The organism is Bradyrhizobium sp. SSBR45G, assembly GCF_030159255.1.
Taxonomy (GTDB): Bacteria; Pseudomonadota; Alphaproteobacteria; order Rhizobiales; family Xanthobacteraceae; genus Bradyrhizobium.
In genome coordinates, this window is the sequence record NZ_BSCT01000014.1 from 1 (window position 1) to 18,965 (window position 18,965).

Below are 18,965 nucleotides of genomic sequence, written 5' to 3' on the forward strand. Positions count from 1 at the left end.
GATGCACGCACGGTCAAGTCGCGCGGTCCTGATATCCCGAAGCTGATATCAACTCACGTCGAGGCCTTGGGCTTCGCGTGGGGATGGTGGCCAACAAGCCCGGCGCACCAGGGAGAACGCGAAGCAGCCGTTAAAACCAGTCGCGCAGGGAGGGCCGGGTCGTACCGGCTGAACCTGTGGTACCTGCCGCCTGCATTTTTTTTCGCAGGCGGGCCGCAGGCCTCAGCCGAGGCCTGGCCTTCCCTGCGCCCTCTGTTTGAAGAGGGCGGACGAAAGTGAATAGCTCGGGCGCGGAATGCGCGGCGAGGACGCGAACTTGTGACGTCAATCAGAGAGGCGGGGTGTGATGCAATCTGATTCGGCACAAACGGTGTCGTCCCGGCCTCGAGCCGGGACCCATAACCACCAGCGGTCGTGGTGAGGCAAGATCGCCGCTCCAGCCATCGCCAAACGGGATCCCGTGGTTATGGGTCCCGGGTCGGCGCATCCGCCAACGCTCCGCGTTGTCGGACGCTTGCCCGGGACGACAGCGGCGGATGTCATCGACAGGGACGGCAGGCGAAAGACCGCGAGGGAGTGAACCACGCGAGCCGTATGCGGCGAATTGAGCGGACAAGGGTGAGTCGGTCGCACCAAATCCCAGCCAGGCTAGTTCAGCACCCGCTTGCCGCCATCCGGGCTATCCAGCGAAAACGCCGGCACCGCGATGTCGAACTGCTCGCCGCTCGCGCTTTCCATCTGGTAGGAGCCGGACATGAAGCCGGAGGCGGTGGTGAGCGGCACGCCGGAGGTGTATTCGAAGCGTTCGCCGGGCGCGAGGACCGGCTGCTCGCCGACGACGCCCTCGCCGCGCACCTCCTGCTGCCGGCCGGCCCCGTCGGTGATGACCCAGTGCCGGCTGCGCAGCCGCACCGTCTCCTCGCCGGTGTTGGTGATGACGACGGTATAGGACCAAAACCAGCGGCCATCCGCGACCGACGACTTCTCTGGCAGGAAGTTCGGTTCGACGGTCACTTCGATGTGGCGAGTCACGGCGCGGTACATGGATGTATTGTAGCGGAAACTTGTCGAGGAACCAATCGTAACGCCATCGTGGTTTCAACACAGTTCCGCATTATGGCACCAGAATCGCGGACTCTGCCATCCGCAACTGTGCATCGGGACCACCCGTGTCGGGCTCGGTTCGCCGTTGCGGCCCAGCAACGTCTTGCAGCCATCCGGGGCACGGCCCGGCGGATAAGTCCTTCATCGCTTGCGCAAAAGTTGCGCAGCCCTACATTTCCCCTGCCGGGCCCCGAAGGGCTGGCAGCCTTGACGTGGTGCCTGATGACGTCGATTGCCGATCGCCTTGCCGGACCGTCCGTCCCCGGAGCCACTGCTGCGCCCGCGCCGGCTGCGGAGACGGCTGCGTGTGCCGCTGCACCCGCCAGCACGGCATCGCCCAAGATCACCTTCCCGGCCGTCGGCGAGCGCGAGTTGCGGCTCGATTTGTTCCGCGGATTGGCACTCTGGCTGATCTTCATCGATCATCTGCCGCCAAACATCCTGACCTGGTTCACGATCCGCAACTACGGCTTCTCCGACGCCACCGAGATCTTCATCTTCATTTCCGGCTACACGGCGGCCTTCGTCTACGGGCGGGCGATGCAGGACGCCGGCTTCATCGTCGCGACCGCGCGCATTTTGCGCCGCGTCTGGCAGATCTACGTCGCCCACGTCTTCCTGTTCACGATCTTCCTCGCCGAAATCTCCTACGTCGCGACCAGCTTCGAGAACCCGCTCTACACCGAAGAGATGGGGATCATGGACTTCCTGAAGCAGCCGGACGTGACCATCGTGCAGGCGCTGATCCTGCGCTTCCGGCCCGTCAACATGGACGTGCTGCCGCTCTACATCGTCCTGATGCTGTTTCTGCCGCTGATCCTGTGGCTGATGCGCTGGCGCCCGGATGTCACGCTGGGGCTGTCGGTCATTCTCTATGCGGTCACCTGGGAGCTCGATCTCTATCTGTCCGCCTATCCGAACGGCTTCTGGGCCTTCAACCCGTTCGCCTGGCAGCTCCTGTTCGTGTTCGGCGCCTGGTGCGCGCTCGGCGGCGCCCAGCGGATGTCGCGCATCCTCAACTCACCGATCACGCTCGGCATCTGCGTCGCCTATCTGGTTGCTGCCTTCTTCGTCACGCTCACCTGGTACATCCCGCAGCTCGGCCATCTGATGCCGCGTCAAATCGAGCAGTGGATGTATCCGATCGACAAGACCGACCTGGACGTGCTGCGTTTCGCGCATTTTCTCGCACTCGCAGCACTCACCGTGCACTATCTGCCCAAGGATTGGCCGCTGCTGAAATCGCGCTGGCTGCGTCCATTGATTGTTTGTGGGCAACACTCGCTGGAGATCTTCTGTCTCGGCGTGTTTCTGGCCTTCGCGGGCCACTTCGTACTTGCCGAAGTCTCTGGCGGCGCCATGATGCACGCAATGATCAGCCTTTGCGGCATCCTCGCCATGTGGGGCGTTGCGTCGCTGATTTCGTGGTACAAGCGTGAGGCCGATAAGGGTGCAGCGCGAAAGGGTGCGCGCAGCAACGCCGATCTGGCGGGAGGGGGCTGATGAAGTCCGTCTCGTGGTTAAGGTTTGCTTTCGCAGCGCTGGCGGTCTCGCTGGCGGTGTCTGCGCGCGCCGAAGATGCGCCGCAGACCTGCGAGGTGCCGGCCTACCTGCTCACCACCGAGAGCCCACTCCCGAAAGTTGCAGAGGCCGTGAAGAATGGCCGAACGCTCGATATTCTGGTGGTCGGAAGCCGCTCGTCGACCATCGTGAGTGCATCCGACGGCAATGCCTACCCCGCAAGGTTGCAGGCCTCGCTGAAGGACAAGTTGCCCGCGGTCACCGTCAACATCAGCGTCGAACTGCAGCCGAAGAAGACGGCTGAGGAAATCGCTGGCAATCTTGTTAAACTGGTGGAAGGAAAAAGGCCTAATTTGGTCATCTGGCAGACCGGAACGGTCGATGCCATGCGGTCCATCGATCCTGATGAGTTTCGCCAGGCGGTGAATGACGGTGTTGCGACGCTGCAGAACGCGGGAGCTGATGTCATCTTGATGAATCTGCAATACAGCCCGCGGACGGAAACGCTGATCTCCGTGCCGCCTTACGTCGACAACATGCGGGTGGTGGCGCAGCAGCGCGACATCCCGCTGTTCGACCGCTTTGCCATCATGCGGCAATGGAATGAGCAGGGCGATTTCGACCTGTTCAATCCAACGCACGGGATCGAGCTGGCCAAGCAGGTCCACGATTGTCTCGGCCGGGCGCTGTCGAAGTTCATCATCGACGCGGCGCATCTCGGCCCGGCGCAGCAGAACTAGGGTTCGTCGTCTTCATGTCTTTCAGCTGTTGTCACCGCGTATCTGGAACATGGGAGAAGCTCTCGGCCGTCGCGACGATGATGCTGGTGCTCTCGTTGACCCCACAATGGGCTCATGCGCAGAGCGCGCCATCGCCTGACGCCGCCGCGTCTCCGATCAGCGAGCTCCGTCCGACCATCGGCCACACGATCGTGGCTCAGGCGGCCAGCCAGGCACCCGGCCAGATCGCCGCCGTGCACCCGCCGGCTGCGGCCAGTCAGGCGCCAGCGACGCAGCCGACGGCCAACGCGGCGCCGGACGTGAATACGCCGCCGGCCGCTGCACAATCGGCGGCCGCCGCGCAACCGCCGTCCCGCAGCATCACCGAGCGCGCGATCGACAAGGTCAAGCAGGTCGCGAAATCCGCCTCCGACATCTTCAACCGCGTGCCGTGCCTGCCGCCGAAGGGCGTCGCCAAGAAGAACTTCATTTCGCTGCCGCACGTCGCCAACAAGCTCGCCTCCGGCCTGCCGGTCGTCATCGTCGCGTTCGGCTCGTCATCGACGCAGGGCTACGGCGCGAGCGGGCCGGACTACACCTATCCGAACCGGCTCGCAGCGCAGCTGCGCCGGCAATATCCGATGGCCGACATCAGCGTCCTCAATGCCGGCGTCGGCGGCGAGGATGCGCCCGAGATGATGAAGCGGCTGGAGACGTCGGTGATCGACCGTCACCCGGACCTCGTGATCTGGCAGGTCGGCACCAATGCCGTGCTGCGCGACCTCGATCCGACCGAGACCGCCAAGCTGGTCGAGGACGGTGTCGCCAAGATCCAGGCCGCCGCCTCCGACGTCGTGCTGGTCGACCTGCAATATTCGCCGCGCGTCAACGAGCGGTCGGAGAACGCCAGCCGCATGAACAAGCTGCTCGGCCGCATCGCCGAGCTGCATCACGCCGGCATCTTCCCGCGCTTCGAAGTGATGCGCGACTGGCACGAGCGGCAGGCGATCCCGATCAATGAGTTCGTGATCTCGGACGGCCTGCACATGAGCGATTGGGGCTATGCCTGCTTCGCCCAGCTGCTCGGCGACGACATCATCCGCTCGGTCGGCCAGGTCAAGCTCGGCATCAACGCACCGGCCGACGTGCTGACGTACCGGCCGATGTGAGGAGGGCGAATAGCGAGTAGGGAATGGCGAATAAGGAAGAGATCCCCCTACTCGCTACTCCCTATTCGCCATTCGCTATGCGGCCCTCAGGGCCGCATCCAGATCCTCGATCAGATCATCCGCATGCTCCAGCCCCGCGGAGAACCGGATGAAGCCCTCGCTGATGCCGAGTTCGGCGCGTGCCTCCGGCGTCAGCCGCTGATGCGTCGTCGTCGCGGGATGCGTGACCAGCGTCTTGGCGTCGCCGAGATTGTTGGAGATGCGCGCCAGCTTGAGCCCGTTGAGCGTGCGGAACGCCGCCGCCTTGCCGCCCTTGACCTCGAAGCCGACCAGGGTCGAGCCGGCACGCATCTGCTTGCGCACGGTCGCGGCCTGCGGATGGTCCTCGCGGCCCGGATAGATCAGCCGCGAGATCTTCGGATGCGCAGCAAGAAAGTCCGCGACCTTGCCCGCGGTCTCGGTCTGCGCGCGCACGCGCACCGCCAGGGTCTCGAGGCCCTTGAGCAGCACCCAGGCGTTGAACGGCGAGATCGACGGGCCGGTCTGGCGCATGAAATTGTGGATGTGCTCGGCGATAAACGCCTCCGACGACAGGATCACGCCGCCGAGACAGCGGCCCTGGCCGTCGATGTGCTTGGTCGCGGAATAGACCACGACGTCGGCGCCGAGCGCGAGCGGGCTCTGCCAGATCGGGGTGGCGAACACGTTGTCGACGATCAGTCGTGCGCCATGGGCGTGCGCGATTTCGGCGATCGCGGGAATGTCCATCACGTCGAGCGTCGGGTTGGTCGGGCTCTCCAGGAAGAACGTCTTGGTGTTCGGCCTGACCGCCTTCTGCCACTGGTCGAGATCGAGCCCGTCGATCAAGGTCGACTCGATGCCGTAGCGCGGCAGCAGGTCCTCGACCACGTAGCGGCAGGAGCCGAACAGCGCCTTGGCGGCGACGACGTGGTCGCCGGCCCGCAAAGGCGCCAGGATCGCGGTGGTGACGGCGGCCATGCCGGTCGCGGCCGAGCGGCAGGCCTCGGCGCCTTCGAGCTCGATCATGCGGCGCTCGAACATCGCCGTCGTGGGGTTGGAGAAGCGCGAATAGATGAAGCCGGGATCCTCGCCCTTGAAGCGCGCCTCGCATTCCTCCGCGGTGGCGTAGACGAAGCCTTGCGTGAGGTAGAGCGCCTCGGCGGTCTCGCCGAATTCGGAGCGCAGGCCGCCGGCATGCACCAGCCGGGTTTCGGGACGATACTGAGCGAACGACGCCGGCGCCGTCGCGGGGGACTTCGACATGTGACCTCCATCGTGCCCGGTAGAAAAGGGCACAAAAAAACCGGCCTGGGAAAACTCCTCACGGCCGGGATCACAATCGTCCCCGGCCTGTTTAGCGACTTATTTAACGTGGCTGCAAGCCGGCCGGCTCAAATCACCACGGGATAAGTGGTGCTCATAATCGCAACCGGCCTTTCCGTCAAGCCAACCATCGGATAACCGGTAAAAAGACCCTATATAGGCTGATCAGCCGCCGTTCCGGCGCCTGCAAAGGATCAGGTCTTGCCGTTTTCGCTTAGCCCCGACGCCCATGGCATCCTGCCCGATCGCATGATCGTGGCGATGGCCGAGGCCGGCCTGATCATTCCGGCCTACGACTTCGTCGAGAGCCAGATCCAGCCGGCGAGCCTTGATTTGCGCCTGGGCGACGTCGCCTATCGGGTGCGCGCGAGCTTTCTGCCGGGGCCGGGCTCGACCGTCGCCGAGCGCATCGACGAGCTGAAGCTGCACGAATTCTCGCTCGCCGATGGTGCGGTGCTGGAGACCAACTGCGTCTACATCGTGCCGCTGCTGGAGAGTCTCGCGCTGCCGAAGGACATCGTCGCCGCCGCCAATCCGAAGAGCTCGACCGGCCGGCTCGACGTGTTCACGCGCGTCATCGCCGACGGCACCCGCCGGTTCGACATGATCGGCGCCGGCTATCACGGCCCGCTCTACGCCGAGATCAGCCCCAAGACCTTTCCGGTCTTGTTGCGCGAAGGCTCCCGCCTCTCGCAAGTCCGCTTCCGCTACCGCGACGCGGTCTTGTCGGAAGACGAGTTGATCGCGCTGCACGAGGCCGAGCGGCTGGTCGATCGCGACGACGCCGATCTCGCCGGCGGCGTCGCGCTGTCGGTCGATCTGTCCGGCGCCAATGCCAACGGTTTTGTCGGCTACCGCGCCAAGCGCCACACCGGCGTCGTCGATGTCGATCGCCGTGCCGGCTATGCGGCCGAGGAGTTCTGGGAGCCGATCAAGGCGCGTTCCGACGGCAGCCTCATTCTCGATCCCGGCGAGTTCTACATCCTGGCCTCCAAGGAAGCCGTGCAGGTGCCGCCGGATTACGCCGCGGAGATGGTGCCGTTCGATCCGCTGGTGGGCGAATTCCGCGTCCACTATGCCGGTTTTTTTGATCCCGGCTTCGGCTATGCCGGCGCCGGCGGGCAGGGCTCGCGCGCGGTCCTCGAGGTGCGCTCGCGCGAGGTGCCGTTCATCCTCGAGCACGGCCAGATCGTCGGCCGTCTCGTCTACGAGAAGATGCTGGCCCGCCCGAACGCGATGTATGGCAGCCGCATCGGCTCCAACTACCAGGCCCAGGGCCTGAAGCTCTCCAAGCACTTCCGCGTCTAGGCGCGGCTGCGCGCTGACCGCGCACCCCCAATGCGTCAGCCGCACGGGGCTCGGTTCCGCAGTGTGCTAGGAAGAAACGACAACGGCGCGCGATCCAAGCGCGGCCAGGCGGGGAGCGAACATGTCCGAGATCGGCCTGGCCGATAATCCGGTCGGCGAGGGGCGCGCGTTGCAGCCCATCGAAAAGCCGATGCGGAATGCGATTGCCGACGGACCGATCCTGCGGACGCTGCTGTCGCTGGCCTGGCCGAACATCATCGCGAACTCCGCCGGCACCTGCGTCGTCATCGCCGAGACCTCCTATATCGGCCGGCTCGGCATCGAGGCGCTGGCCGCGATGGCGCTGGTTTTCCCGCTGGTGATCCTGACCATGACGATGTCCGGCGGCGCCATGGGCGGCGGCGTCGCCTCTGCGATCGCGCGGGCGCTCGGTGCCGGCGATACCGAGCGCGCGTCAACGCTCGCCTCGCATGCACTGCTGATCGCGCTGTCGTTCGGCGCGACCTTCATGATCGGCATGCTCGTGTTCGGCCCCGGCCTGCTTGAGTTGCTCGGCGGCCAGGGCGCGGTGCTGAACCACGCCGTGTCCTACCTGCAGATCTTTTTTGGCGGCGCCATGCTGCCCTGGCTGATGAACTCGATGGCCGGCATCCTGCGCGGCACCGGCAACATGAAGCTGCCGTCGTTCATGATCCTGAGCTCGGCGATGCTGCAGATCGTGCTCGGCGGAACGCTGAGCCTGGGCTTCGGGCTCGGCATGCGCGGCGTTGCCGCCGGTGCACTACTGGCTTTCAGCGTCAGCATCTCGGTCATGGGCTGGTATTTGTTCTCCGGCCGTGCTCGCGTGCGTCCGAAGCTGCGCGGCCTGACGATCAGCCGCGCGATGTTCGCCGACATCCTCAAGGTTGGTGCCGTCGCCTGCTTCTCGCCGCTGCAATCGGTGCTGTCGATCGCGATCTTCACGCACATGCTCGCAGGATTCGGCACGGCGGTGCTCGCCGGCTATGGCATCGGCGCCCGCCTGGAGTTCATGATGACGACCGTCGCCTTCTCGGTCGGCATGGCCTCGGTGCCGATGGTCGGCATGGCGATCGGCGCGGAACGAATCGCGCGCGCTCGCCGGATCGCGTGGACCGCGGGAATCGTCTCGTTCTTCGCGGTCGGCGCGCTGTCCACCGTGATCGCCTTCGTTCCCCAATTATGGGTGGACATCTTCACGCAGGACCAGAGCGCTCGCGCGGCCGGCGCCCACTATCTGCGGATCGCGGCGCCGATGTATGCCTTCATTGGTCTGTCGATCTCGATGTACTTCTCCTCGCAGGGCGCGGCCAAGGTGGTCGGACCGGTGCTGGCGCAGACCGTGCGGCTCATCTTCATTGCCGCCGGCGGAAGCTATTTGTTGCAGCATGCGGCAACCGAGGGTGAATTCTTCATGCTCGCGGCGTCGTCGATGGTTTTACTCGGAACGTTGACCTTGGCCAGCGTGATGCTGACCCGCTGGGGACCGAAGCCGGCTGCGGTCGAGCTGCGCCCGGCCGTGCTGGCGGCCGAGCTCGGTTCCGTGTCATCGGCGCCGCCACCGGCGCGGCGCGTCGGCTGACTTGGCACTATATCCCGAGCTTGCTCATCGCGTCTTGCACGGCCGCGGCGCCGAGTTCCATCTGCCCGGCGATATAGGGCGCGATCTCGTTCGGCAGCACGTCGGTGATCCAGATCATCCGGCAGCGTGCCTCGCCCTCGGCGATGATCTGGATCGAGGCGCTATGATGGGTCATGCGTTCGCTGTCGATGGCATACACCAGCCGTAGCCGCGCGTCATCGCAGTCGACCAATTGCTCGCGTGCGACATTGCCGTTGGCGAAGGTTACGATCCGCACATCGCCATCGAGCTTCGTGTCGGTGACGAAGCCCGGCGCCAGCCTGGTATGGACGGCGCCGAAGTCGCGCACCGCGTCCCACACCGCAGCCGCGGGGGCAGCAAGTGATATGTCCTTCTGAACAGAGGCCATGGCAACAACCTCACGGGCACACGGCTTCGATGTTGTTGCCGTCGGGATCGATCAGGAATGCCGCGTAGTAGGTCGGGCTGTAGTCCGCGCGCGGCCCGGCGCCGCCATTGTCGCCGCCGCCGGCCTTCAGTCCCGCGCTGTGGAATCTGGTGACCGCGGCGTGATCGGCGGCGCGGAACGCGACATGCGCAGTGCCGCGCGTCGCGCCTCTGTCGAGGTAGAGCCACAGCGCCGGTTCACCTTTGGGGCCGATGCCTGCCGAGGTCTCGTCCTTCGAACAGAGGATGTGGCCGAGCGGTGCAAGTGCGGCCGTGTAGAAGCGAACGCTGGCGTCGAGATTGCCGACCTTGAGGCCGATATGATCGTACATCGATGAACTCCATGATCCGCGTGCGGCTGTCGCAGGCGCTGGGATCATCCAATCAATGGCGGCTCAATCGTTCTTGGAAAATCTTGCGCTCGCCGCGCGACGCCTTGCGAAATTTCAGCGGCGAGACGCCAGCGGCCCGGGTGAACGTGCGGGTGAAGTTGGAGAGGTCGGCAAAGCCGACGTCGTAGGCAATGTCGGTGACCGGCGTATCCTCGTCACCGAGGCGCCGCGCCGCGCGCCGCAATCGCGCGCGGATCAGATATTGATGCGGGGTGACGCCGATCGTGGCTGCGAACAACCGCAGAAAGTGGAACGCGCTGACGCCGGCTTCGCGGGCCGCATCCGCAAGCTCAATGTCGCGCTCGGCATTGTCGTCGATCCACAGCGCGCTCTCGACCGCACGCCGCCGGTCACGAAGGTTCGGCCTGGCCGGCCGCTCGGGCCGGCCGGTGGCTGTCGCGACGAAGCGGCTGGCGACGAGATGGCCGACCTCGTCGAGGCCGAGAGTCTGGTCGCGGGCGGCCACGGCCTGTGCGAGCTCACCCAGCACCATGAGCTCCGGCAGCGGCGGCATGGCTCCCGACTGCCAAGCCCGGCGGTTGCCGCCGATCTCGTCGATGACGGACGCATCGAACGAGAACGAGAGGCACTCGTCGCCGCAGACGTGATCATGGGTGCACATGAACTCGTCGCCGGGATGTCCGACCAGCAGCGCGCCGGTGACGAGCTCGAAGAAGCGGCCGCGGTGATGGCAGCCGAAGCTGCCTTTGCGCACGTAGGACAGCGAGTAACCGCCAAAGTGCTCGGCGTAGGGACGCTCACCCGGAACCGCCGCGCAGCGGAAATCGGATACGGTGACGGAGCGGCTTTCGAACAGGACGGTCGCGGTCATCCTGCCAATCTAAGCCGTCGCCCGCGAAAGACGAGAGGCTTCCCGCGCGATCATGTCACCGCGCCCGCGATGCGGCGCTCGGCCGGTCGGCTGAGAGCAAGGCGTCGAACAGGGTGAAGCCGGCATGCGGGGTTGCGCCCTCGAGGGCCAGCAGCCGGCGCTTGGAGATGATGCCGCTGTTGGGCGACGGCTTGTCGAGTCCGTTGCCGATGTCGCGCACGCGGTGACAGGGCACGATCAGGACCAGCGCATTCCTCGACAGCGCCTGCGTGATCGAGGTCAGCGCCTTCGGGACATGCAGTTCATCCGCGAGCTCGTCGGCGCCGCGTGTCTCGCCGCGCGGTATGGCGCGGATGCAATCGTAGACGCGCTGGTTGAACGGTGTCACGCCGCCAAGGTCGAGCACGACGTCGGAAAAGTCGACAGCCTGTCCACGCAGCATCGCGGAGATGCCCTTGATGGCGAGTTCAACATTCGAACACGGGCGCTCCTCCCGTGCTTCGGGAAACTGCCGGAACAACCGCCGACGGGTCTCGATTTCCCGCGCTTCCGGCAGCTGCACGCCGGTGATCCCGACATCGCTCCACGCAATGCCGCAACGGCCGAGGGCCGTATCAAAGATCGTATACCCACGCCCCATGACGCCACCTCAACCCCACGCCGCAACCATATCACTGTCGAGGTCGCCCGCATCAATTTTGTTAACAACATGTTAACAGCGCGGCACGACCGGGGCGGGTTTGCCCTGATTTGGGTCGTGGTTGTCAAGCACCGTCTTCTGGCCCCTGTCGGCGGCATCGGCGCGGCGATGACCGGCGGCGCGAAAAAGCTGCGGTCATTGCATCCGTTCCGACCGCAGCGGCCTGCTGCGATCTCGTTCGCGCGATCGCGCTGACGCGGAGGCGCGAGTCCGGCCGGGGTCTCTTCCGGCTTCCGTGGCAACAAGCCGCTTGGCGAAACGTCTCGTCTCGGTTAAGCATTGAGCCATGCGGGCGTAGTTCAATGGTAGAACGGCAGCTTCCCAAGCTGCATACGAGGGTTCGATTCCCTTCGCCCGCTCCATCCCAATTAGTTGATCGTACAATGCATCCCCTAAGCGCCCCGATCGCGGACCGTAGCGCAGGGCTGCGCCGAGGGTCTTCGCCCGCTGCTTGAAAGCCGTCGGGCCGGTCGCGGCGTTGACAGTCCGTGTTATCGATAACATAATCGGCCGCAAGGGTGAGAGACGAGCAGCAGGCGGAGGAAGCAGAGTGGCGATCGACTTGTTCGATCTGGCGGGGCGTCGCGCCCTGGTGACCGGATCTTCCCAAGGCATTGGTCTTGCGCTGGCGCGCGGTCTGGCTGACGCCGGCGCCGAGGTGGTGCTCAATGGCCGCGATGAGGCCAAGCTCACCGTTGCTGCTGATACCATCAAGGGATCGCGCGTGCTCGCCTTCGACGTGACCGATCACGCCGCGGCGCGTGCCGCGGTCGATCGCTTCGAGGCCGAAATCGGGCCGATCGACATTCTCGTCAACAATGCCGGCATGCAGTATCGCGCGCCGCTGGAGGATTTTCCCGAAGAGGCGTTCCAACGCCTGCTGCAGACCAACATTGCTTCGGTGTTCAACGTCGGCCAGGCCTGCGCGCGGCACATGATTGCGCGGCATGCCGGCAAGATCATCAACATCGCCTCGGTGCAGACCTCGCTCGCGCGGCCGTCGATCGCGCCGTACACCGCGACCAAGGGCGCGGTCGGCAATCTCACCAAGGGCATGGCGACGGATTGGGCCAAGCACGGCCTGCAGGTCAACGCCATCGCGCCTGGCTATTTCGATACGCCGCTCAATGCCGCGCTGGTCGCCGATCCCGCGTTTTCCGCGTGGCTCGAGAAGCGTACGCCGGCGGGGCGCTGGGGCAAGGTCGAGGAGCTCGTCGGCGCTTGCATCTTTCTCGCATCGCGCGCGTCGTCCTTCGTCAACGGCCACGTGCTCTATGTCGACGGCGGCATCACCGCTTCGCTCTGAGGCGGGCGGTCGAACGATCCAGCGTATCGGTTGTGGAGTGCTGTCATGACGAGTGTCGTCGCTTTGATCGGCGCTGGTGCCATGGGTGGCGCGATCGGCGCCCGGCTGGCGCAGACCGGAACGCGGCTCATCGTGTTCGATCTCGATCCGGCGAAGGTCGCCGCGCTCGTTGCGCTCGGCGCGACAGCGGCTGCGTCGGCGGCGAAGGCTGCTGATGAAGCCGACGCCGTCATCCTCAGCCTCAACTCGCCGAAGATCGTGCGCGCCGCCGTGTTCGGCGCGGACGGCGTGGCCGCCGGTGCGCGCAAGGGCACCCTCATCATCGACATGTCCTCGATCGATCCCGATGCGACGCGCGCGCTCGCGGCCGACGCCGCTGCAGCCGGGCTGCGCTGGGTTGATAGTCCGCTCTCGGGCGGTGCGCCGAAAGCCGCGATCGGCCAGTTGACCTGCATGGCCGGCGGCGAGGCTGATGATGTCGCGGAGGCGCGCACGGTGCTCGCCGAGGTCGCGTCGAACTACACGCATATGGGGCCGAGCGGGGCAGGTCAGGTCACCAAGCTGATCAACCAGGTGCTGTGCGGTCTCAACTTCATGGCGGTGGCCGAGGCGACGGCGCTGGCGCAGGCCGCCGGGGTCGATGCAGCCAAGATCCCGCAAGCGTTGCGCGGCGGACGGGCCGACAGCGCCATCCTGCAGGAATACATGCCGCGCTTCGTTGCCCGCGACTATCGTCCGACGGGGCGTATCGACAACATGGTCAAGGACCTCAATGGCGCGCAGGATCTGGCGCGGCAGACCGGCATCGCGATGCCGATGACCGCGGTCTGCGCCGAGATCCATCGGCTGCTGACCGCAGTCGGGCTCGGCGCAATGGACCAGGCCGCGCTGATGGAATATTGGGCGACGCGAACGTCGCCCGAATGATCGTGCGGTCTCAGGTGATCCCATGGGCGTTGACGAAGATCGAATAAAGCGACGTCTGCGCGGTGACGTAGAGCCGGTTGCGCTTCGGTCCGCCGAAGGTGAGGTTGGAGACGATCTCGGGCACCGGGATGCGTCCGATCAGGGTGCCGTCCGGCGCGTAGATCGCAACCGCATCTCCGGTCGAGGTCCAGATATTGCCGCCGCGGTCGACGCGGAAACCATCGAAGAAACCGGCCGGCGAGGTCGCGAACACGCGGCCATTGCCGACAGTGCTCCCACCTGCCGCAACGTCGTAAACGCGGATGACGGCCGGCAGGTCCGGCACATGCGTCGCGCCGGTGTCGGCGACGTACAGCAGGCGCTCGTCGGGCGAGAAGGCAAGGCCGTTCGGCTTGACCATGTCGGTGACGACGGCGGCGACCGCGCCGCTCGCCGGATCGAAGCGATAGACATTGCTCGCGCCGATCTCGCTCGGCGCGGCGTGGCCCTCATAGGCGCTGTCGATGCCGTAGGTCGGATCGGAGAACCAGATCGTGCCGTCCGACTTGACCACGGCATCGTTGGGCGAGTTGAAGCGCTTGCCCTCGAACCGATCAATCAGTCCGACCCAGCTGCCATCATGCTCCAGCCGCGAGATGCGCCGGCCGCCATGCTCGCAGGCGATCACGCGGCCAAGCGCATCGCGCGTGTGGCCGTTGTGATAGCCGCAAGGCGACTCGAACACTGACACCGAGCCGTCGGTCTCGTCGAAGCGCATCAGCCGGTCGTTGGGAATGTCCGACCACAGCAGCGACTTGGCGGCGGGGACATAGACCGGGCCCTCGGCCCAACGGCAGCCGGTAAAGAGCTTTTCGAGCTTGGCATGCCCGATGATCAGCGCCTTGAAGCGCGGATCGCGGATGTCGTAGGTGCTCATGGCGTGTCTCCGGCGTCTTGAAGATCAGTCGGTCGGCAGCGGAAAATCGTCGGCCTTGAACACGGTGTGGAAGATCGAGCCGTCGAACATCTCCATCAATCCGCCGGTCACCTCGCGACTCTCCGCGCGCTCCTTCGAGGCCAGCGCCTGCTCGATCGCGGCGTGCGAGGGATAGCGGATCGCCAGCACCATCTCGTAGCGCTGCGCATCGCTGTCGCTGTCCTCCTGGCGCAGCACGCGGACCTCCTCGGCGCCGGGAAAGCGCGTCCACAGCGGCACCAGCTTTTCGCGGACATAGGCGGTGAAATCGGCTTCGCGACCGGGCTTCACGCGGCCATTGAAGAAAGCGCAACGGATGTACATCGGCATTTGCTCGTCAGTGTGAGAAAGGGATTGGCGGCCGGCTTGTTGCTGGCCGCTGAGAACGTGTGAATCGTAATCGCCTGCACGACCGTCACCCCTCACCCTGAGGAGCCCGCCCGAGGGCGGGCGTCTCGAAGGGCGAGGCCTCGGTCGGGCCTCATGGTTCGAGACGCGCCGCGCCCAGGGCGCTGTCGCCTTGCATCTAGCGGCCTCGGCGCGGCGCTCCTCACCATGAGGGGCGGGTTCCGAGAGCGGCGCTGCACGTTGTTCATCAGCCGCGGGTTCATGGCGAGGTGTGAGGGCTCGCCGCAACCACCGACCTCGTCCTGAGGAGCCCGCCGGAGGCGGGCGTCTCGAAGGACAATGGAGGCTGCGATGTCGACGGCAAGCTTGCATTGGATGCGATCGCTCGTGAGGAAGTTACTCCAGCCCCCAGATCTTCTTGTAGGCGGTGCGATAGCCGTTGCCGGGGTCGAAGGTGTTGGTCGGGCCGCCGTCGAACTCGACATTGGCCTTGGTCACCACGTGCAGCGGCGAGACGTAGCCGGACCATTTGTCGCCGGCGATCGCGCGGTTCAGTTCGTCGACGAGCTGCCAGCCCTGCAGGTTGAGCGGCTCGGCGACGGTGACGGCCTGGTAGGAGCCGGAGCGGATGCGCTGATAGGCGCTCTCAGAGCCGTCGCCGGCGGCGACGTTGATCGGCGCGCCGGTGCCCTTGATGCCGGCGGCGGCGAGCGACGGGGTCATGAAGTCGTAGTAGAGGTCGTTGATCGCCAGCGAATGCGTCCAGGCGGCGCCGTGCTTCTGCAGCAGCGACGTCGTGAGCTGCGGCATGCGCGTCGAGGTCTCGGCGATCGGCGTATCGACCCATTCGAGCACCTTGCCGCCGAGGCCCTCGATGACCTCCTTCATTTTCTTCGCCTTGGCGATCGCGATCTCATAGGTCGAGTCGGTGAAGATGATCACGCCCGGCTTGCCGTTGGCGTCGACGAAGGCCCAATTGGCGGCGGCGGTGGAGACAGCCATCGGATCCGTGGTCACGTTGGCGAACACGCCGGCGTCGGCCACCGGGCCGATCACGGGCGCAGCATGCCACGACACCAGCGGGATCTTCGCGGCCTTGGCGGCCTCCATGCCCGGCTTCTGCTCGACGGCGTCGAAGCCGCAGATCACGAGGCCGTCGGGCTTCAAGGTCATGGCCTGGCCGAACGCCGCGGTGCGGCCGGAGACCGAGCCGGCGCCGTCGAGCGTGCGCACGGTCCAGCCGGCTGCCTTGGCGGCCTCCTCGATGCCCTTGGTGACGCCGAGCACGCCGCCATTCTTCATGTCCGACGCAAGGACGACGATGGTCTTGCCCTTGGCGATCTTCGGCCCCGTGGTCGGGCCATCCCATTTGTCAACCTTGGAGGCATATTTGTCGACGAAGGCCTTTGCGTCCGACAGCGAGTCGGCGTGGACGGCGGTGAGGCCGAAAGCGAGCCCGGCGGCGATGGCGCCGGTTCGTAGCAACGCGTGCAACATGGACGTTCTCCCTGGTGTGATGCTGGTCCGGTCGAAGGCCGGACTTGTTGTCGTGGCCGGCTCATCGCCGATCACGTCGTTCGTGGTCTCAACTCTTCGGTTCGGGCGCCCCCATCGGCAGCTTGGCGACGGCGCCGCGCTTGCGCTGGGCGTAGCCCGCCATGCCGATCGCCGCGAGCAAAGTGACGCCGTTGAACAGCGGTTCGACCCAGAACGAGCCGCCGAACTGCTGGATGCCGGCGATGCCGACCGCGAGCACGGCGACGCCGATGATGGTGCCCCAGACGTTGACGCGGCCGGGCTTGATCGTGGTCGAGCCGAGGAAGGCGCCGACCAGCGCCGGCAACAGATATTCGAGGCCGACGCTGGCCTGGCCGATGCGCAGCTTCGAGGCGAGCAGCACGCCGGTCACTGCCGTGAGCGCGCCCGAGGTCATGAAGGCGCCGACGGTGAAGCGCTGCACCGGAATGCCGTTCAGCGCGGCGGTCTTGGGATTGGCGCCGATGGCGTAGATGTAGCGGCCGAGCGGCAGATATTCGAACATCAGCCACATCGCGAGCGCCAGCGCGAGCACGTAGAAGCCGGTGATCGGCAAGCCGAAGATCATCATGCCGTTGAGCGCGAGAAAACCCTCCGGCAGCATCGCGACGACCTGGCGGCCGCCGGTGTGCCACAGCGCCAGCGCATAGAGCACGGTGCCGGTGCCGAGCGTGGCGATGAAGCTGTCGATGCGCGCGACCTCGACCAGCAGGCCGTTGAGCAGGCCTGTGAAGGCGCCGAGCGCGATCACGATCAGCACGGCGACCGGCCAGGGCAGGCCGAGCGACGTCTGCAGGCTGATGACCAGGATGTGCCACAGCACGATGCCATAGCCGACCGTGAGATCGATCTTGCCCGCCGCCATCGGGATCATCGCCGCCAGCGACAGCATCGCGATGATCGACTTGTCGGAGACGATCGAGCGCAGATTGAGCATGGTCGGGAAGGTGTTGGGCAGCAGGATCGAGAACAGCACGATCAGCGCGACCGTGATGATCGGCAGGCCGTAGACAGGCAGCAGGCGCGAGATCTTCTGCGGCAGCGAGGCGCCGGCGAGATCGGCGCGCGTCGGCTCCAGCGCATTCGACTCGATCGAGTTCATTCCCATCTCGTCTCTCCCCGGCGGGCTCTCGGCGGCCCTTAACTCATTGTCTCTTACGCGGCCTCGGAGGCCGAGGCGGCGGTGATCAGCGCTGCCGTCGTCAGCGCGTCTCCTGATATTTCGGCAATGATCCGTCCGCGGTTGAAGACCAGCGCGCGGTGGCAGATATGCGCGACCTCCTCGAAATCGGTGGAGACCACGACAACGGCCAGGCCCGCGGTGATGGCGCGCGCGATCAGCCGGTAGATCTCCGCCTTGGCGCCGACATCGACGCCCGCGGTCGGATCCTCGGCGACCAGCAGCTTGCGTCCGGTCGCGAGCCAGCGTCCGACCACGACCTTCTGCTGGTTGCCGCCCGACAGGCCTTCGATGGCGAGATGCGGATCGTTCGGCCGCAGGCCGACCTGCGCGCCGAGCTTCACGGCGTCTTCTGCCTCGCGCCGGGGCGCCAGCACGTCGAACAGGCCGCGCCCGGAGGCGCCCGGATTGAGGAAGGCATTCTCGCGGATCGACAGCGAGGCGGCAATCGATTCCTCGGTGCGATCGCGGGCGACGAGGCCGATGCCGCTGGCCATCGCGGCCACCGGGCTCGACAGATCGGGCACAGTGCCGTCGATGCTGATCTCGCCGCGATGCGCCACCGCGCCGAACAGCGCGCGTCCGACGTCCTCCTGGCCGGCGCCGCGCAGGCCGACGAGGCCGAGCAGCTCGCCCTCGCGCACCTCGAAATCGACCGGACCGGCTTTCGGGGTGATCAGGTTGCGCACGGCGACGCGGGTCTTGCCGGAGTGCGCGGTGGCCTTCTCGAACAAATCGACCAGCGGCCGGCCGACGATCAGCCGCACCAGCTCCTCCGGCGAGGTCTCCGTGATGGCGGTCTCGCCGACCAGCTCGCCGTCGCGCAGCACGACGACGCGGTCGGCGATGCGGAAGATCTCGTCAAGCCGGTGCGAGACATAGATCATGCCGACGCCCTGCTGGCGCAGCCGCCGCAGCGCTGCGAACAGCCGCTCGACCTCGTCGGCGGGCAGGCTCGCGGTGGGCTCGTCGAGCACCAGGAAATCGCAATTGACGACGAGGGCGCGGGCGATCGCGACCAGCGATTTCTCGGTGCGCGACAGGCTGGAGACACGCGTCGTCGGATCGATGTCGCAGCCGACCAGCGACAGTGCCTTGGTCGCGCGCGCCTCCGCAGCGCGCCAGTCGATCAGGCCGAGGAGCGATTTGCGCGGAAAGCCCTGGGCGAGGCCGACATTCTCGGCGACGCTCATCCATTCGATCAGGCCGAGATCCTGGTGGATGAAGGCGACCGGCTGGTGGTCGCCGCTGCGGCCGCCGGGGGCATGCTGATAGGGCTGGCCGGCGATGGTCACCGCGCCGGCATCGGGGCGATGGATGCCGCCGAGCACCTTGATGAGGGTGGATTTGCCGGCGCCGTTCTCGCCGAGCAGCGCGACGATCTCGCCGCGACCGACCTCGAAGCTGACGCCCTTGAGCGCGCGGGTGCCGCCGAACGACTTGACGATTCCATCGAAGCGCAGCGCAGCCGACGCCATCGCTCAACCTCCCAGCGGGCCGGCGCGAACGGCTGGGGCATCCCTGACCGCTGACCAGCTCTCATCGATTTTTGTTATCGATAACATCGTAGCTGCCTT

At 66.0% G+C, this 18,965-nt stretch carries 19 protein-coding genes, 1 tRNA gene and 1 riboswitch; of the genes, 9 read left to right on the forward strand and 11 right to left on the reverse strand.

Translation table 11 applies throughout. From position 1 onward, the window contains the following. A partial coding sequence (locus tag QQL87_RS17595) for a hypothetical protein (protein WP_284423840.1) occupies positions 1-279 on the forward strand: 279 nt, incomplete at its 5' end. 369 nt (positions 280-648) lie between these two features. Here the strand turns inward: QQL87_RS17595 and apaG are convergent. Next, a complete protein-coding gene (apaG, locus tag QQL87_RS17600) occupies positions 649-1,044 on the reverse strand; it encodes a Co2+/Mg2+ efflux facilitator ApaG/CorD (protein WP_284423841.1) in 396 nt (131 codons plus the stop codon). Positions 1,045-1,326: 282 nt separating this feature from the next. Between apaG and QQL87_RS17605 the strand changes: the two genes are divergently transcribed. The 3 genes from QQL87_RS17605 to QQL87_RS17615 are packed head-to-tail and all read left to right on the forward strand — an operon-like array spanning position 1,327 to position 4,513. After that, positions 1,327-2,607, forward strand: a complete 1,281-nt coding sequence (locus QQL87_RS17605; RefSeq protein WP_284423842.1) for an OpgC domain-containing protein — start codon at positions 1,327-1,329, stop codon at positions 2,605-2,607. Then, a complete protein-coding gene (locus QQL87_RS17610; RefSeq protein WP_284423843.1) occupies positions 2,607-3,365 on the forward strand; it encodes an SGNH/GDSL hydrolase family protein in 759 nt (252 codons plus the stop codon). The genes QQL87_RS17605 and QQL87_RS17610 overlap by 1 nt, the downstream gene beginning before the upstream one ends. Before the next feature lie 14 nt (positions 3,366-3,379). After that, complete coding sequence (locus QQL87_RS17615; protein ID WP_284423844.1) at positions 3,380-4,513, forward strand: GDSL-type esterase/lipase family protein; 1,134 nt, start codon at positions 3,380-3,382, stop codon at positions 4,511-4,513. 75 nt (positions 4,514-4,588) lie between these two features. On the opposite strand, the gene QQL87_RS17620 is transcribed toward QQL87_RS17615, so the two are convergent. Continuing rightward, the gene (locus tag QQL87_RS17620; RefSeq protein WP_284423845.1) at positions 4,589-5,797 is read right to left on the reverse strand and encodes an O-succinylhomoserine sulfhydrylase; all 1,209 of its coding nucleotides are present in this window, start codon (positions 5,795-5,797) and stop codon (positions 4,589-4,591) included. Positions 5,798-5,867: 70 nt separating this feature from the next. Further along, positions 5,868-5,947: riboswitch (SAM riboswitch) on the reverse strand. 111 nt (positions 5,948-6,058) lie between these two features. Between QQL87_RS17620 and QQL87_RS17625 the strand changes: the two genes are divergently transcribed. Together QQL87_RS17625 and QQL87_RS17630 are read left to right on the forward strand one after the other, a co-directional pair. Then, positions 6,059-7,165, forward strand: coding sequence for a 2'-deoxycytidine 5'-triphosphate deaminase (locus QQL87_RS17625; RefSeq protein WP_284423846.1), 1,107 nt, complete (start codon positions 6,059-6,061; stop codon positions 7,163-7,165). A gap of 121 nt (positions 7,166-7,286) precedes the next feature. Then, positions 7,287-8,765, forward strand: a complete 1,479-nt coding sequence (locus tag QQL87_RS17630) for an MATE family efflux transporter (protein ID WP_284423847.1) — start codon at positions 7,287-7,289, stop codon at positions 8,763-8,765. A 7-nt stretch (positions 8,766-8,772) separates the two neighbouring features. Here QQL87_RS17630 and QQL87_RS17635 read toward each other — a convergent pair whose 3' ends face one another. Genes QQL87_RS17635 through QQL87_RS17650 form a run of 4 tightly spaced genes read right to left on the reverse strand, consistent with a single transcriptional unit; the run spans position 8,773 to position 11,076 of the window. Further along, entirely contained in the window at positions 8,773-9,174 is a 402-nt protein-coding gene (locus QQL87_RS17635; RefSeq protein WP_284423848.1) for an SRPBCC family protein, read from the reverse strand. Positions 9,175-9,184: 10 nt separating this feature from the next. Further along, a complete protein-coding gene (locus tag QQL87_RS17640; protein WP_284423849.1) occupies positions 9,185-9,544 on the reverse strand; it encodes a VOC family protein in 360 nt (119 codons plus the stop codon). Between the two features lie 52 nt (positions 9,545-9,596). Then, a complete protein-coding gene (locus QQL87_RS17645) occupies positions 9,597-10,436 on the reverse strand; it encodes a helix-turn-helix transcriptional regulator (RefSeq protein ID WP_284423850.1) in 840 nt (279 codons plus the stop codon). 55 nt (positions 10,437-10,491) lie between these two features. After that, on the reverse strand, positions 10,492-11,076 hold the full coding sequence (locus QQL87_RS17650; protein ID WP_284423851.1) for a methylated-DNA--[protein]-cysteine S-methyltransferase: 585 nt from the start codon (positions 11,074-11,076) through the stop codon (positions 10,492-10,494). A 348-nt stretch (positions 11,077-11,424) separates the two neighbouring features. On the opposite strand from QQL87_RS17650, the gene QQL87_RS17655 reads away from it, so the two are divergent. From QQL87_RS17655 to QQL87_RS17665, 3 genes are all read left to right on the forward strand, one after another. Next, positions 11,425-11,498, forward strand: a tRNA-Gly gene (locus tag QQL87_RS17655). A 188-nt stretch (positions 11,499-11,686) separates the two neighbouring features. After that, positions 11,687-12,442, forward strand: a complete 756-nt coding sequence (locus tag QQL87_RS17660; protein ID WP_284423852.1) for an SDR family oxidoreductase — start codon at positions 11,687-11,689, stop codon at positions 12,440-12,442. Between the two features lie 45 nt (positions 12,443-12,487). Continuing rightward, a complete protein-coding gene (locus QQL87_RS17665; protein ID WP_284423853.1) occupies positions 12,488-13,369 on the forward strand; it encodes an NAD(P)-dependent oxidoreductase in 882 nt (293 codons plus the stop codon). Between the two features lie 10 nt (positions 13,370-13,379). Here the strand turns inward: QQL87_RS17665 and QQL87_RS17670 are convergent, their stop codons facing one another. The 5 genes from QQL87_RS17670 to QQL87_RS17690 form a co-directional block, all read right to left on the reverse strand. Further along, positions 13,380-14,285: an SMP-30/gluconolactonase/LRE family protein gene (locus QQL87_RS17670; RefSeq protein ID WP_284423854.1), complete on the reverse strand. Its 906-nt coding sequence runs from the start codon at positions 14,283-14,285 to the stop codon at positions 13,380-13,382. Positions 14,286-14,309: 24 nt separating this feature from the next. Next, positions 14,310-14,648 (reverse strand): putative antibiotic biosynthesis monooxygenase, encoded by a 339-nt coding sequence (locus QQL87_RS17675; RefSeq protein ID WP_284423855.1) that lies wholly within the window; start codon positions 14,646-14,648, stop codon positions 14,310-14,312. Positions 14,649-15,068: 420 nt separating this feature from the next. Next, positions 15,069-16,169 (reverse strand): ABC transporter substrate-binding protein, encoded by a 1,101-nt coding sequence (locus QQL87_RS17680; RefSeq protein ID WP_284423856.1) that lies wholly within the window; start codon positions 16,167-16,169, stop codon positions 15,069-15,071. 88 nt (positions 16,170-16,257) lie between these two features. Continuing rightward, the gene (locus QQL87_RS17685) at positions 16,258-17,310 is read right to left on the reverse strand and encodes an ABC transporter permease (protein WP_284423857.1); all 1,053 of its coding nucleotides are present in this window, start codon (positions 17,308-17,310) and stop codon (positions 16,258-16,260) included. A 53-nt stretch (positions 17,311-17,363) separates the two neighbouring features. Continuing rightward, entirely contained in the window at positions 17,364-18,866 is a 1,503-nt protein-coding gene (locus tag QQL87_RS17690; RefSeq protein ID WP_284423858.1) for a sugar ABC transporter ATP-binding protein, read from the reverse strand. Positions 18,867-18,965 lie beyond the last annotated feature (99 nt).

What these genes read in the sequence shown, in the direction of transcription:
- apaG (WP_284423841.1), bottom strand. Translation starts at nt 1,044, where the DNA reads ATGTACCGCGCCGTGACTCGCCACATCGAAGTGACCGTCGAACCGAAC.
- QQL87_RS17685 (WP_284423857.1), bottom strand. Translation starts at nt 17,310, where the DNA reads ATGAACTCGATCGAGTCGAATGCGCTGGAGCCGACGCGCGCCGATCTC.
- QQL87_RS17630 (WP_284423847.1), top strand. Translation starts at nt 7,287, where the DNA reads ATGTCCGAGATCGGCCTGGCCGATAATCCGGTCGGCGAGGGGCGCGCG.
- QQL87_RS17675 (WP_284423855.1), bottom strand. Translation starts at nt 14,648, where the DNA reads ATGTACATCCGTTGCGCTTTCTTCAATGGCCGCGTGAAGCCCGGTCGC.
- QQL87_RS17665 (WP_284423853.1), top strand. Translation starts at nt 12,488, where the DNA reads ATGACGAGTGTCGTCGCTTTGATCGGCGCTGGTGCCATGGGTGGCGCG.
- QQL87_RS17645 (WP_284423850.1), bottom strand. Translation starts at nt 10,436, where the DNA reads ATGACCGCGACCGTCCTGTTCGAAAGCCGCTCCGTCACCGTATCCGAT.
- QQL87_RS17650 (WP_284423851.1), bottom strand. Translation starts at nt 11,076, where the DNA reads ATGGGGCGTGGGTATACGATCTTTGATACGGCCCTCGGCCGTTGCGGC.
- QQL87_RS17605 (WP_284423842.1), top strand. Translation starts at nt 1,327, where the DNA reads ATGACGTCGATTGCCGATCGCCTTGCCGGACCGTCCGTCCCCGGAGCC.
- QQL87_RS17610 (WP_284423843.1), top strand. Translation starts at nt 2,607, where the DNA reads ATGAAGTCCGTCTCGTGGTTAAGGTTTGCTTTCGCAGCGCTGGCGGTC.
- QQL87_RS17640 (WP_284423849.1), bottom strand. Translation starts at nt 9,544, where the DNA reads ATGTACGATCATATCGGCCTCAAGGTCGGCAATCTCGACGCCAGCGTT.
- QQL87_RS17635 (WP_284423848.1), bottom strand. Translation starts at nt 9,174, where the DNA reads ATGGCCTCTGTTCAGAAGGACATATCACTTGCTGCCCCCGCGGCTGCG.
- QQL87_RS17615 (WP_284423844.1), top strand. Translation starts at nt 3,380, where the DNA reads ATGTCTTTCAGCTGTTGTCACCGCGTATCTGGAACATGGGAGAAGCTC.
- QQL87_RS17670 (WP_284423854.1), bottom strand. Translation starts at nt 14,285, where the DNA reads ATGAGCACCTACGACATCCGCGATCCGCGCTTCAAGGCGCTGATCATC.
- QQL87_RS17620 (WP_284423845.1), bottom strand. Translation starts at nt 5,797, where the DNA reads ATGTCGAAGTCCCCCGCGACGGCGCCGGCGTCGTTCGCTCAGTATCGT.
- QQL87_RS17680 (WP_284423856.1), bottom strand. Translation starts at nt 16,169, where the DNA reads ATGTTGCACGCGTTGCTACGAACCGGCGCCATCGCCGCCGGGCTCGCT.
- QQL87_RS17690 (WP_284423858.1), bottom strand. Translation starts at nt 18,866, where the DNA reads ATGGCGTCGGCTGCGCTGCGCTTCGATGGAATCGTCAAGTCGTTCGGC.